The organism is Gayadomonas joobiniege G7 (genome assembly GCF_000300815.1).
GTDB lineage: Bacteria > Pseudomonadota > Gammaproteobacteria > Enterobacterales > Alteromonadaceae > Catenovulum > Catenovulum joobiniege.
On sequence record NZ_AMRX01000006.1, the window covers coordinates 486,293 to 500,517 of the forward strand.

The following is a 14,225-nucleotide window of genomic DNA, read 5'->3' on the forward strand; positions in this document are numbered from 1 at the left end:
TTATGTTCCAAGATTTCTTGGAATGATTAATAACAATATTGGGACTCTAAATCATGTTTTTACCAGTAATTATGGCCGGCGGCTCTGGCTCTCGTTTATGGCCTTTATCTCGCTCTGCTTACCCTAAACAATATCTACCGTTAACCAGTGACAATAGCATGTTGCAAGAAACCGTTTTGCGGTTAGCTGGCACTAAGCACAGATCGCCTATGGTTATTTGTAACGAAGATAGCCGCTTTATGGTGGCAGAACAGTTGCGTGCAATCGATGCGCTTAAAAGCCCTGTGGTGTTAGAACCAGTTGGTCGCAATACAGCACCCGCCATTGCTCTGGCGGCTTTGCAAGCGGTTGCCGATGGGGATGATCCAGTCTTATTAGTGTTGGCGGCAGATCATGTAATAAAAAATCAAACCGCGTTTGCCGAGGCCATTAACAAAGCGCAAGCGCTCGCCGAGCAAGATGCTATGGTTACCTTTGGCATAGTGCCAACGCATGCCGAAACGGGTTACGGGTATATTAAACGGGGTAGTGAGCAAGACACAGCGTATAAAGTTGATTGTTTTGTCGAAAAACCAGATTTAGCCACAGCCACTGAATATTTAAATTCGGGTGAATATTATTGGAATAGTGGCATGTTTATGTTTAAAGCCAGCCGTTATTTGGCTGAGCTTGAAAAATTTAATCCAGAGATTTTAGAAGCCTGTAAAAAAGCGATTGGCAATACTTCGTCTGATTTAGATTTTGTGCGGGTAGACAAAGCCGCGTTTGAAGCTTGCCCAGACGACAGCATAGATTATGCCGTAATGGAAAAAACACAAAATGCTGTGGTTGTTCCGTTAGATGCCGGTTGGAATGATGTAGGCAGTTGGTCAGCTCTTTGGGACGTTAACGATAAAGATGAAAACGGCAATGCAGTGCGTGGTGACTTTATTGGCGAAGACACTAAAAACTCATTAGTGTATGCCTCGGTTGAAGGCCGTATGGTGGCCACTGTGGGTGTGCAAGATTTAGTGATTGTAGATACTAAAGATGCCGTTATGGTGGCGCACAAAGACGAAGTACAAAAAGTTAAGAACATAGTTAATAAATTAAAAGCCGATAAACGTAGCGAATGTAAATTTCATCGTGAGGTGTATCGCCCTTGGGGTAAATACGACTCTATTGATAACGGCAGCCGTTATCAGGTTAAACGCATTACCGTAAAACCAGGGGCTAAATTATCAGTGCAAATGCATCACCACAGAGCTGAGCATTGGATTGTGGTGTCTGGTACCGCAAATGTAACCATTGATGGTAAAGATATTTTATTAACTGAAAACCAGTCTACTTATATTCCTGTAGGTGCCGTGCATGCGTTAGAAAACCCAGGCAAAGTGCCGCTTGAGTTAATTGAGGTTCAGTCTGGTTCTTATTTAGGCGAAGATGATATTGTTCGTTTTGAAGACAGATACGGGCGGGTTTAGAGTATGGGCCAAACACTTCAAAGTGGTTTTAGACCGGATATACAGGGATTACGGGCGCTCGCTGTTATTGCAGTAGTTATTTTCCATATTAAGCCGAGCTTTTTATCTGGTGGGTACATTGGTGTCGATATATTTTTTACCATCTCAGGGTATCTAATTATCTCACATATAGCTAAGCAAATGGAAAAAGGAAGTTTTTCGTTTGTTGACTTTTATTGTCGTAGGGTCAAGCGCCTCTTTCCGGTGCTATTTGTAACTTGTGTTTTAACTTCATTATTTGCATATCAACTTTTTCTGTTTCAAGAATTCAAAGATTATATATTTAGCGCATTGTCCTCAATGTTCTACATTTCAAATTTTTGGTTTTATAGTCAAAGTGGATATTTTGATTCAGGATTAGAGTCTTCTCCGCTACTCCATACTTGGTCGCTTGCCGTAGAAGAACAGTTTTATATTTTATTTCCTTTAATATTATTTTTATTTTTTAAAGTCGGAAAAAAGTGGGTACCGTGGGGACTTACTTTTATTGGGTTAATATCATTAGGCTTCTCTGAGCTAGTACTTTCATTCGATAGTGCTTTATCTTTTTATGCATCTCCGCTTAGATTTTGGCAGTTCATAGCTGGAGGATTTATTTCTCTCTATCTCAAAGAAATAAAAATAAACCATTTCGTAAGTCAAATTTTCGGCTTAAGTGCGCTGATAATACTTCTTTGTTGTTTGTTTATTTATGATGGGAATACTCGATTCCCCGGCGTTTCTGCAATTATTCCAACCTTAGCCACTTGTTATCTTTTGATGGATTACAGTAATGGGGCGTTACACACAAAACTTTTATCTATAAAACCAGCGGTTTTTATTGGAAATATATCCTATTCTTTCTATCTTTGGCATTGGCCTACTATCGTTTTCTATAAAATTCTTTATTTAAGTACAAACGTTTCGAAGCTTGATGCAATTATTTTGTTTTTAAGCTCACTCTTATTAGGTTGGGTTTCTTATACTTTCATTGAACAGAAATTTAGATACATAAATATTGGGAATAAAGACGGGCCTAGGATCATTGGAGCAAGTTTGGTATTGACTGCGATATTCTCTATCACACTTTTGGCTAGTGATTCTTTACATGAAAAGAAATTTACCAAGCAACAAAAAAATTATGAAACCTTCCTTACTTATGATACAAAATATTTTCGTAGCGGGAGCTGTTTTTTAACATCCGGATCAAATTCAATAAATCTTTTTGACAGAGAACTTTGTATTTCCGTCAGTAATGTTAATAATGTGCTATTAATCGGCGACAGTCATGCTGCGCATTTTTATGCATCGTTGAGGTCGTTATTGCCCAACTACGTACAATTGAGTCAAGCGAACTCATCAGGGTGTGCTCCAGTATTTAATGCTTCAGGCCCGCAACGCTGTAAAGATATGTTCAACTGGATTGCGACTGATTTGGTAAAGAATATCCGATTTGATGCTATTATAGTAAGCGCACGCTGGTCTAATTACATTGAATATATAGAAAAAAGAGAATATTTACTAAATACGCTGCAATATCTTAAAAAATACACAGACAACTTGATACTGATAGGCCCCACGATTGAATATAAACTTTCATTGCCCTATATTTTAGCTATTGAAGGCGATCATTTTTCGGTATCAGATATGTCTAATTTAAATATCGCTCGGAAAGTTGATAGGTTGTTAATACAAATGTCGGAAAATTTGTCGGTTAACTATGTTTCCTTGGTTAGCCAACTTTGTGAGAAAAACAACAACTGCAAAGTTACTGCAAACGAAGTTCCTATCACTTTTGATTACGGGCATTTTACTAAAGAGGGGGCGGATTTCGTTTTGAAAACAGCTAATATCAATGAACTTGTTAACTTATAAAAAACCAGGGAACTATTTAGAATGTTAAAAACAGATAAGGTATTAGTCTGTAGTAGTGTTAAATTTGGCACCAGTGGTGCGCGGGGTTTAGTCACGGATTTTACGCCAGATGTCTGCGCAGCTTTTACTCATGCTTTTGTGAGCAGCATGCAAGTTAATTTTAAGTTTGATACAGTGGCGATTGCCATTGATAACCGTCCTAGCAGTTATCAAATGGCGCAGGCTTGTAGTGCTGCACTTGAACAAGCCGGTTTAAAAACACTTTATTATGGGGTTATACCAACCCCTGCATTGGCGTATGCAGCCATGCAGGCGGATATCCCTTGTATTATGGTTACTGGCAGTCATATTCCCTTTGATCGTAACGGGCTAAAATTTTATCGCCCAGACGGTGAAATTAGCAAAGCTGACGAGCAGGGCATTAATAATGCGTTGTGTGAATTTGAGGCGTTGCAGGTTTTACCTGAGTTAACCTTGGATGAAAGTGCCGGCCAGTTGTATGTAAAACGCTCAACTGATCTGTTCGCCAGTGATTTTTTAGCGGGTAAACATATAGGTATTTATGAGCATTCGAGCGCTGGCCGTGAGTTGTATACGCCTTTGTTTGAAGCATTAGGTGCTAAAGTAACTCGTCTTGAGCGTAGTGATGAGTTTGTGCCAATAGATACCGAAGCCGTATCGGACGAAGATCAAGCCAAAGCTAAAACCTGGGCTGTTGAATACGGTTTTGATATGATATTTTCGACCGATGGTGATGGAGACCGTCCATTAATTTCGGACGAAAAGGGCAACTGGCTGCGTGGTGATATTTTAGGTTTATTAACCGCCCGTGAGTTAGGCATTGAAGCTTTAGCCGTGCCAGTTAGCTGTAATACTGCTATTGAAGAATGCGGTGCTTTTAAAACCGTTGAGCGTACTCGCATAGGATCGCCCTATGTAATTGCTGAGTTTGACAATTTATCAAACGATTATGCTTCGGTTGCCGGTTTTGAAGCCAATGGCGGTTTTTTATTAGGCTCGGATGTGCAAATTAACGGTAAAACCTTAAAAGCTTTACCCACAAGGGATGCGGTTTTACCTGCGCTTATGTTATTAGCGGCCAGTAAACAAGTAACCATTAGTGAGTTATTAGCAGATTTACCGCAGCGCTACACCTATAGCGATCGCATTAAAAACTTTGCGACCGAAAAAAGCCAAGCGATTATTGCTAAAGCCAAACAAGATCCGGCTGAACTGCTAAACCAGTTAGGGTTTAAAGGTGTAACCGTTACCCAAGCTGACTCTACCGACGGTTTACGTTTAACCTTGGATAACGGCAATATTATTCATTTACGTCCGTCTGGTAACGCGCCAGAACTAAGATGTTATTGCGAAGCATCTGATCCGGTTGTTGCTAAAGAGATTAATCAAAAAGCGTTAGCAAATATTGTTGGGATGTGAGCTAATAAACAGTGCAAACATAAAGGTTTGCACTGTTTCTATTGTTCATAGAGCGCTATTCTTTATACAAATTATTATAAACATAGTTGGTTGCTTCAACAAAACCTTTTACGCTGCCACAATCAAAGCGTAGGCCTTTAAATTTATAACCAATCACTTTACCTTGACGAGCTTGCGTTAATAACGCGTCTGTTAACTGAATTTCTCCATTTTTACCTGGTGGCGTTTTACGAATAATATCGAAAATATCTGGCGTTAGAATATAACGACCAATAATAGCAAGATTAGAAGGCGCATCTTCAACCGCTGGTTTTTCTACCATATCTGTAACCTGATAACGTCCATCCCCTAAATCTTTACCAGCAATCACACCGTATTTTGAAATGGTTTCTTTTGGAACTTCCATCAAAGCTACTACAGAACAGCCTGTTTCAGAGTGAATTTTCGCCATTTGTTTCATAACACCATCACCATTGAGGGGTTCTGGTAAGCATAAATCATCGGCTAAAATAACACCAAAAGGATCATTACCCATTAAGGTTTCACCACACAAAATAGCATGACCTAAACCTTTCATTTCTGGTTGACGGGTGAATGAAAAAATACCATTGTTCATTACGTATCGAACTGACTCTAAGAATTTTTCTTTACTGGTACCTGAAATTTCGTTTTCTAATTCATAAGAGATATCAAAATGATCAGCAATCGCTCGCTTGGTTCTACCTGTTACAAACCCTATATACTGCATGCCTGCTTCTAGTGCTTCTTCAACTCCGTATTGAATCAGTGGTTTATTTACGATTGGCAGCATTTCTTTAGCTTGAGCTTTAGTTGCTGGCAAAAAACGTGTGCCATAACCAGCCGCAGGGAATAAACATTTTTTAACCATACTTGGTTTCCTTTTTTTACCGTTGGAATTAGCCATACAAGGCTCATTTACAAATAATGCTATGGGTAAGTCTAGAACTCAAGACTCTAATAATGATTATTAGAGAAAAATATCGAACACGGAGTTAAGGGCGTTTGAGTTGAAATCGGTTTGAATTTTACCGATGTTAGTATTGCAATATGTGTGTTTAGAAATGATAACGAAGTTAGTGCATATCTAGGCTTAATCGCTAAATTAAACGAATTAGGTAAGTAACAACATATTATTAACTTATTGATGCTTGTTTTTTAACCACCCTGTGCTATGGTTTTTATATTCGGATTGTCTGTTGTCTGTTGTTCCGATATTCGTGTTCTTAACAGAAAGGAGTCAAGCATGTCAGATCCAATCGTCTCTCCCGTCCCTGGAGATGCCAACAGCCGAAAACTCTGGGCGACAGGTTCTACCGATATACCTGCCACTAAACAGTTTGTTGTAAATGCAACAGGTAATATATTTATTGCAACCACATTAGGTTCTAGCGATAGCTCGGGCACCAATGTTCCAGCCGCTGCGCAAAAAGCTTTTACCGAAGTTAGCGTATATTTTGCGGCTTTAACAAAAGCGCTGGCTGAAGAAAACAAAAGCATTTTTAACTACTCAGCAATGGAAAAAGCCATTAGTAAATCTGGTTTTTTTATTCAGTTAAACAAAAGCGAAATTGATTTTAAAAGCAAAAAGTGGGGAATTGAGTTTAGTAACGATCTCATTCAAAGCTTGCTTGGTTTTAGTGGTAATTTAAGCGCTTTGGGTAAGTCTTTGCAAAGTATGTTAATCGGCGTTGGAAAAGAAGCAATTACCGTAAGCGCTGAAAGCGACGAAACTAAAGCAAAAGTTTGTTCGTTGATATTTATTCTAGAGTATTTGCTTGGCGCAGTATCTATCACACCTATTTTGTTATCAGTTAATAAAGAGCAGTTAAAAAGCGAGCTTGGTGTTGGCCCCTGTGTTAAAGCAAATAGTAAAGAGTTTAATATTACCGTCGATAAAACCATGTATTTATTTGTGCCGCCGGCATTTATTCAACATGCTGAGGAGTTTACAACAGCGATGAGTAATGCTTCTTTTGATAAATTGGTTGAGGCGATAAAAGCAGATATTAGCCAAGGTGCATCAGATGGCTAAAACGGATATTGGTGCACGCGGGCGTGCGCCTAAAAAGCCTAATCCGCCGGAAGACTCGTCAGTATATTACCCAATAGAAAAATACTATGTATTTAGCGAAACGGGCAATATTGTTTTGTGTACTACAGAGGCCGTTAATCAAGAGTTTGACAGCGACATTAAAGATGCTTTTACCGATGTGTCGGTATTTTTTGCGGCAATGACAAAAGCCTTGGCCAGCACCATTAATTCAGCGACCGGTAAACCTTTTTCTATTTATAACTTTTTCGCTGTTGAAAAAGTATTATGTGCATCCGGCATGTTTGTAGAAGTTCAATCACAAATGGATACTTTTAACTCTTCGGGTGTAGGGGAGAGTCTAGCGCAAACTTTTATTGAAAAAGCATTAAATCGCAAATTAGATCGTAGCAAACTTGGTTTTGGTCGCGGTATGTTTCAGGGCATGCGAGAGCAGCAGTCGGCTCAACAAGGACAAATAAATCAAACGGGGCAATTGTTTTTTGTTTGTGAAAGCCTAATGGGGTTGCCACAAACAACTGCGATTTTATTAAACATAAGAGATAAAAGTGTTACCGACAAACCAGCCAGTGACCGGCAAGAAATTGAGCTAGAGGAAGAAGCAGAGCCTGCCGATGTGTTAGATTTAGGTGTGCGCAGCGAAACCCAGCATAAGTTTGCTGAAAGCGGCGCTATTGAGCGCAAATGGCAGTTTACCAAAAAGGTTTATCTTTTTGTGCCCCCTAAATTGGTCGCTAAAAACTCAGACGATTTTAACGGCATTTATCCAAGTGGTTACGCAAACCTTATAGAAACCATGAAAGACGCACTCTAGGTGCAGTGTTTGGTACACGTTCGTATATTTGACGTCGCGTAAATTTAGGTTGGCACCGCCAACGGCGTTGCAACATTATGCAGACGATTGTGGTGTTTGGTTATTACACGTTCGTATATTTGACACCGCGTTGATGTAGGTTGGCACCGCCAACGGCGTTGCCAACAATATGCAGACGATTGTGGTATTTGGTTTTTTCGCAGATCATTCAAACAACTGTGTTGTATGCATTTGTCGGCTGCACCTTCGGTGGAGCCGACCTACAATTGGTGGAGTGGCGCGACAATTGGTGGATCTGGCCTACAACAGGTCAAACCTGTTAATAAACCCCTTACGTAATTTGTATAAATAATTAAACGTATCTATTATTCATTTGTACCATCCAACCGACAAAAATAAGGGAATAATAATTAAAACCAAATATCAAATCATTACATGGCACCGTCAAAGGCGTTGCCAAAACAGTGTAGATGATTGTGGTGTTGGGGATTAATGATTAATCCGAATATTAGCTAAATATTTGGCTCCATTTATGTTGGAGTCGAGTTGAGAGGGATATAAATATGGAAATAAACAGTATCAAACAGTGTGAGATACCATTTGAACGAGAACATACCTTAAAAGAAGCTATACAAGATTGCAAAAGTCAAAACCATTACTTAGACAAAGAGCAAGCAGATGGATTGGCCGCTGTTGTTTTTTTATTAATCGTGTTTGTGGGTTTTTTAGCTACTTTTATTGAAACAAAAAAAGATCCTAAATTAAAAGGACCGTTTTGGGTCAATATCAAACCGATTGCATTTTATTTGGCAGCAATGTTATCCGTATTATCGGTTTGTCAATTTTTTATCGGGAAGCAGTTAGATGTGCATGACTCCATTAAACAATGTGAGGATGAGGTATATGAAAATGCACGGAGTGAGAATATTTGTTTTATTTTGTGGCAAACGGAAACGTTAAAAGAACTCACTATTAAGATTGACGGGCAAACCAGGGAGGTTGGGGAGCAATCAAAAGCTTTGGGTGAAACGGTAGATAATGTCGATGATAAGGCGGATGATATTACAAAAATTTTATCTGGATTAGAAGCGAAAGCTGATAAGTTGAATGTTATCGCTTTAGAGTCACATAAGATTTTGAAAAGCTCCGCAGAAAAGGCAGCACAAAAACTACCAGAAGGGCTTAATAAGTACAAATATCATGTCGCGCTTACCGGAATAGATGCAAAATCTCAATGTGAAAAATACAGCAATGATATTATTTATTGGAACATAGGGGTGGATGGAAAACAACTAAGCAATGTTTTCCCCAAACAGAAGGAAGTAAGTAATGAATCTTTAACCTATGAGCAAATCAAGTCGCTTGACTCATCTTATAGTGTAGTCAGTCTCGAAAAACTCGGTGAAACACCCAAATTTAATTTATATGGTTATGTGAGATATAAAACTGGCGAGACGCTTTTTTTGCAAAAGGTATTGTTTCCTTATAAAGGTACTCTTGATAGAGATATAACTTATGTTGATGGCAAACCCAGTTACCCCATTACAATTAGTGCGGCCACTGGATGTGACATTTTGTTAACTTTTACTATTGATAGAGAATAAATTCGTGTATTTGACACCGCGTTGATGTAGATACCATCTCTCACAACCAGCTTCAAGTCGAGATTTAAGTGACTTGAGGCTGATATTCGGTTTGATTTTTGATCACTCCAAAACACATTTGTGCCAGTTTGCGCATCGCTGCACCTAAAGCCTGCATTTTTGTTTTTCCTTTTGCCAATAGCCGACTCTTTTGCGCCTTTATGCTGTGATTGAATTGACCTGCGACTATCGCGGCCATATATAGTTTTGCTCGAATACGAGAGGGACCAGCCTTACTTAAAGTCGTGCGGCCTTTTAGCTTACCTGATTCGTTTAATTTGGGGATTAAACCTAGATATGCACCGACTTCCTTGGCATTTTTAAAGGTTTTAGATGCAAAGAGATATGTTAGCTCTCTCGATAGAACCGAGCCAATACCTGGAATACTTCCTAGAAGCTTTCGGTTATTTTTTAATTCCGGGTTTCTGTTAATATGATCATCTATGTCTTCTGTAAGCTTCTTTATTTCTGTTTCAAGCGCTTGGAGCATGTCTTTTAAAGACATTACAACCCGCTCAGAAGACAAGCCAAACTCACTGGAATCTAGACGATTTAATTCTCTCTTGTAGTCGGCTTCTAGCGCATCTAATCGTCTCAGCAGTGCGTTAAGCTCCCGTACTTCAATGGGCTCGGGCTTCCAAAACTCTATGTGCCCCTGCTGAGCACAACCGTAATTGGCGAGCATAAATGCATCAGATTTATCCGTCTTATGCGTTAGGTTAATCGCCTGTGCATACTTTTTTGCGTACCCTGAATTCACAAGGTAGACCTTAAATCCGTGATCATGCAAAAAATACATTAAGGTTTCATGATAAACACCGGTCGGTTCAAGAGTCACGATAACCTGCTCAGGTTTAGCTTTAATGTTGTCTAACAGCCATTTAGCCAATGCTTGATGGCCGTCAGTATTATTTTTTAATACTTTGGATTTTTTCTTTCCTTTGTGAGCGTCTCTAAGCCAACAAACGTCAATTTTATTTTTACTAATATCGATGCCAGTAAAGTACATCATCTCTATATACTCCCCTTGTACATGCAGCGTCAACTCGTTAAAGTGCGCTTGGATACCATTCAGTTTATTGAGAAAAAGAAGTCAGGGTTTAATCTACGCGACAGCATATATTTGCTCAGGTTGGCAACAAACTCACTGACTTCTGGATGCATTAAGTAATAGCTAACCACTTAATGCAGAGAGATACAAGGTTGGCACCGCCAACGGCGTTGCCAACAATATGCAGGCGATGTGGTGTTTGGTTTTACAGTGACACAATTCCACATCGGAGTAATTGTCGGCTGCACCTTCGGTGGAGCCGACCTACAATTGGTGGAGTGGCCCGACAATTGGTGGAGCGGCCCAACAATTGGTTAAACCGACCTACTAAAACTGCGGAAAATCGCTTGATTTAACGCTGGTGCCAGCTCTAAATACGCGGTCTTTTAGCCAAGTTGTACTGCCTTCCCACGCACCGCGCGCGATCGGCGAATTTCCGGTTACGCCGTTAATGTAAGTTCCGTTTGAGTTTTGCGCCGAGCCAGCATACAACTTAAAGTTACCTGCGGCGGGATCTTGAAAGTTATTGCCGTATTGGGTGTCGGTAAAGTTGGTATTGTGACTTTCACTAAAATTGTAATTATACGGAGCATTGGCAATTTGGCTCGCAAAAGCGCTTAAACTGTACTCGGTAATTTTAGAAATGTTACCAGTGGCTTCAGCTTTGTGCTGCGGAAGCGTCAAGTTAACATAGGTGCCACTTAGTTTGTGTGCTTTGTTTGCCACCATAATGTTATTTTTAAAGTGAGCATTGTTTATTAATCCATGAATGTTTTTATTTGTATCTGAGTGGTGCCAGATATTTAAAAAGCTATCGTAGTTGTAAAATGTATTATTAAAATATTCAATTTTGCGTGTCATGCTACGTGAACGTGGACCTAAATAAATAATACTTCCGTCTGGCTCTATTGCCGTACCAGAGGTTTTACGTGTATAACCAGTACCACGGATATTGTAGATAAGATTGTGGTGCACGCTATAGTTATCTACGTCTTCTAAATATAAAGCTTTTACGGTTTGACGGTTATAAACAGGTTTAGTATCCATCGCTGGAATACCATGAATGTCTCTAATAATGTTGTAGGCAATTTGAGTGTTTTTAAGATCCAGGTAATTTGTTTGACCTGTGCTTGTCATCATAATTGAACCTGCATCTTCACCCATTGCCATGGCTTCATACATTAGGTTGTCGGTGATGGTTGATTTAACAGGTGCTGTGGTTCTAATATGAAAACGTGATGAACGGCCCAATGTATTTTGTGTTATTTGGGTGTTTTCGCCTTCGTTAAAAATCGAAACGGTAAACTGACCCAGCCAGCCAATATCTTCGATTAAGTTGTTATCAATAACATTGTTAGCACCTGAGTTGATAATAATTCCGCTACCCCATGTGTGTGCAATCAGGTTGTTTTGATACAGGCCATTGTCTGAATTATTAATAACAATGCCTTCTTTTAATACGCCATAACCTTCGCGGTATAAAAACGGATGTAAGTACTGAAACGAGCTATCGGTGACCCTGAGGTTATCTGAGTCTTCAACTTTCATTGAAGCCGCAACTACATTGATTCCTTCAATGTTGATGTCGTGTGATTGATCGATATTCAGTGCCCATTTACGTTTTTTGGCTTCTACAGTTAAACCTTGCATGCTGTTGTTTTGAGGTTTGTAAAATAGTGTATTTTGATTACGCTTATAAAACCATTCGCCAGCTCTGTCTAAAACCGACAAATCTAAGATGTAGCCAAATCCTTCAGGTGAGTTATAGGCGGCTTCGTTTTTCCATACGCCGTTATTTGTGCCGGTAAAGCTAAGCTGGCGATCGCCGGTTTTTTGTATATTTGCGCCGGCGCTGTTTGCTGAAAAGATATTGTTTCTTAGTTTTCCTATCAGACCTCTAACAACCGCTTCGTCGGTAAAGTTTGTATCTGGCAAAAAAGGCACGCCACCATGCCAGGTAAACGTCACTTGTGAGCGGGCACTTGTGCCTTGAGGTTTTTGCGCATTGGTGATCACAGCGTAGCCGCTTTGTGGATCGGTTGGGTTTAACATATCGCCGCTGATGTTATCTGGAAAACGAGCCATTTGTTCAAATTGGCCGTTAACAAAAACTTGTGTATAGTCAGTTTCTACCTGGTTAGCGTCTAACCAGGCTTTAAATACGCCGGGGCGGTCGGGATCTGAATGCCATATAGTATTTACAATATCTGCACCTGAGATAATCACTTCTTGGTCGCCATTAGGTTTTATGGTGATGTTGTTTTTATTAATGATATTAACTTGCTCTCGATAAGTCCCAGCTCTTATTAATATCACGTCACCGTTTTGTGCCATATTAACGGCATGGTTTATCGTTTGATAAGGTGCATCCCACGCACCCGATGCCGAGTTACTACCATTGGTTGCAACGTGAATGTTTTTAGCCAATCCATAATGGCTGACCAGGGCTAAAGCGATCCCCAACATTTGTATTTTCATTAAGATTTCCTTTTGTTAGTGTGCTTGGTTAATGTTTTTATAACGTCTAGCATAAGTGGTTGTAATTGTTGTCGACAGTTGACACATGTATGTGATTTATTTGTAGGTTGGCACCGCCAACGGCGTTGCCAACAATATGCAGGCGATTGTGGTGTTTTTTATGCAAACGATCCTGGTATTTGGTTTTAAGCCAAATATGCTATGATTTGATGTCGCTTGAATTTATAAGGATTGGGTAATGCAAAATAATAAACCTGTGGCACTGATCACGGGCGTAACCGGGCAAGATGGCTCGTATCTGGCTGAGTTTTTGTTGGCAAAAGGGTATCAGGTGCACGGTATTAAGCGTCGGGCATCTTTGTTTAATACCGAGCGAATTGATCATATTTACCAGGATCCGCACGAAAAAGACCCTAATTTTATTTTGCATTATGGCGATTTAACCGATACCTCTAACCTGACTCGATTATTAAGCGAAATCAAACCAGACGAGGTTTATAACCTGGGTGCACAGTCGCATGTGGCTGTGTCTTTTCAAGCGCCGGAATATACCGCCGATGTTGATGCCATTGGCACTTTGCGCCTGTTAGAAGCGATTCGTTTTTTGGGCTTAGAAAACAAAACCCGTTTTTATCAAGCGTCTACCTCTGAGTTATATGGTTTAGTGCAAGAAACCCCTCAAACTGAAACCACGCCTTTTCATCCGCGCTCACCCTATGGCGTGGCTAAATTATATGCGTATTGGATCACGGTAAACTACCGCGAAGCTTATGGTATGTATGCCTGTAATGGCATTTTATTTAATCATGAGTCACCGCGGCGCGGCGAAACTTTTGTTACCCGCAAAATAACCCGCGGCTTAAGTAATATTGTGCAGGGTTTAGAATCTTGTTTGTATTTAGGTAATTTAGATGCGCTGCGCGATTGGGGACACGCAAAAGATTATGTTCGAATGCAATGGATGATGTTGCAGCAAGATAAAGCAGAGGATTTTGTGATTGCCACTGGCCGACAAATTTCGGTTCGTTCGTTTGTACAAATGGCGGCCAAATGTGCCGGTATAGAGTTGATTTTTGAAGGTGAGGGCATTAACGAAGTGGCTCGGGTGGCTAAAATTTTAGATGCAGATAAAGCGCCAGCCGTCCAAGTTGGAGATTTAATTATTCAGGTGGATAAAAAGTTTTTTCGGCCAGCCGAAGTAGAAACCTTGCTCGGTGATGCAAGTAAAGCTAAAAATCTTTTAGGGTGGGAGCCCGAATATTCGGTTGAGCAAATGTGCAGCGAGATGGTCGAAAGTGATTTAGACCGCGCCCGTCAGCATGCTTTGTTAAAAAAACACGGCCATCATATTTGCATGGCGCATGAGGACTAA

Annotated in this window: 10 protein-coding genes; 7 read left to right on the forward strand and 3 right to left on the reverse strand. The window is 40.1% G+C overall.

All coding sequences use genetic code 11. From position 1 onward, the window contains the following. Positions 1-53 precede the first annotated feature (53 nt). From C727_RS0109450 to C727_RS0109460, 3 genes are read left to right on the forward strand one after another with little or no spacing between them, the layout of a single operon-like run. Positions 54-1,463 carry a mannose-1-phosphate guanylyltransferase/mannose-6-phosphate isomerase gene (locus tag C727_RS0109450; protein ID WP_017445394.1) on the forward strand — a complete coding sequence of 470 codons (1,410 nt, stop codon included), beginning with the start codon at positions 54-56 and terminating at the stop codon, positions 1,461-1,463. 3 nt (positions 1,464-1,466) lie between these two features. After that, complete coding sequence (locus C727_RS0109455; protein ID WP_017445395.1) at positions 1,467-3,356, forward strand: acyltransferase family protein; 1,890 nt, start codon at positions 1,467-1,469, stop codon at positions 3,354-3,356. 21 nt (positions 3,357-3,377) lie between these two features. Then, a complete protein-coding gene (locus C727_RS0109460) occupies positions 3,378-4,796 on the forward strand; it encodes a phosphomannomutase (RefSeq protein ID WP_017445396.1) in 1,419 nt (472 codons plus the stop codon). A gap of 55 nt (positions 4,797-4,851) precedes the next feature. Here C727_RS0109460 and galU read toward each other — a convergent pair whose 3' ends face one another. Further along, complete coding sequence (galU, locus tag C727_RS0109465; RefSeq protein ID WP_017445397.1) at positions 4,852-5,685, reverse strand: UTP--glucose-1-phosphate uridylyltransferase GalU; 834 nt, start codon at positions 5,683-5,685, stop codon at positions 4,852-4,854. A 375-nt stretch (positions 5,686-6,060) separates the two neighbouring features. Between galU and C727_RS0109470 the strand changes: the two genes are divergently transcribed. The 3 genes from C727_RS0109470 (at position 6,061) to C727_RS0109480 (ending at position 9,285) form a co-directional block, all read left to right on the forward strand. After that, positions 6,061-6,849 (forward strand): hypothetical protein, encoded by a 789-nt coding sequence (locus tag C727_RS0109470; protein WP_017445398.1) that lies wholly within the window; start codon positions 6,061-6,063, stop codon positions 6,847-6,849. After that, positions 6,842-7,681 carry a hypothetical protein gene (locus tag C727_RS18270; RefSeq protein WP_017445399.1) on the forward strand — a complete coding sequence of 280 codons (840 nt, stop codon included), beginning with the start codon at positions 6,842-6,844 and terminating at the stop codon, positions 7,679-7,681. The genes C727_RS0109470 and C727_RS18270 overlap by 8 nt, the downstream gene beginning before the upstream one ends. Positions 7,682-8,244: 563 nt before the next feature. Next, positions 8,245-9,285 carry a hypothetical protein gene (locus C727_RS0109480; protein ID WP_017445400.1) on the forward strand — a complete coding sequence of 347 codons (1,041 nt, stop codon included), beginning with the start codon at positions 8,245-8,247 and terminating at the stop codon, positions 9,283-9,285. A gap of 64 nt (positions 9,286-9,349) precedes the next feature. Here C727_RS0109480 and C727_RS0109485 read toward each other — a convergent pair whose 3' ends face one another. After that, entirely contained in the window at positions 9,350-10,336 is a 987-nt protein-coding gene (locus tag C727_RS0109485; protein WP_017445401.1) for an IS110 family RNA-guided transposase, read from the reverse strand. 366 nt (positions 10,337-10,702) lie between these two features. After that, complete coding sequence (locus C727_RS0109490; RefSeq protein WP_017445402.1) at positions 10,703-12,853, reverse strand: right-handed parallel beta-helix repeat-containing protein; 2,151 nt, start codon at positions 12,851-12,853, stop codon at positions 10,703-10,705. Between the two features lie 238 nt (positions 12,854-13,091). Here C727_RS0109490 and gmd point away from each other — a divergent pair, with 238 nt between their 5' ends. After that, positions 13,092-14,225, forward strand: a complete 1,134-nt coding sequence (gene gmd / locus C727_RS0109495; protein WP_017445403.1) for a GDP-mannose 4,6-dehydratase — start codon at positions 13,092-13,094, stop codon at positions 14,223-14,225.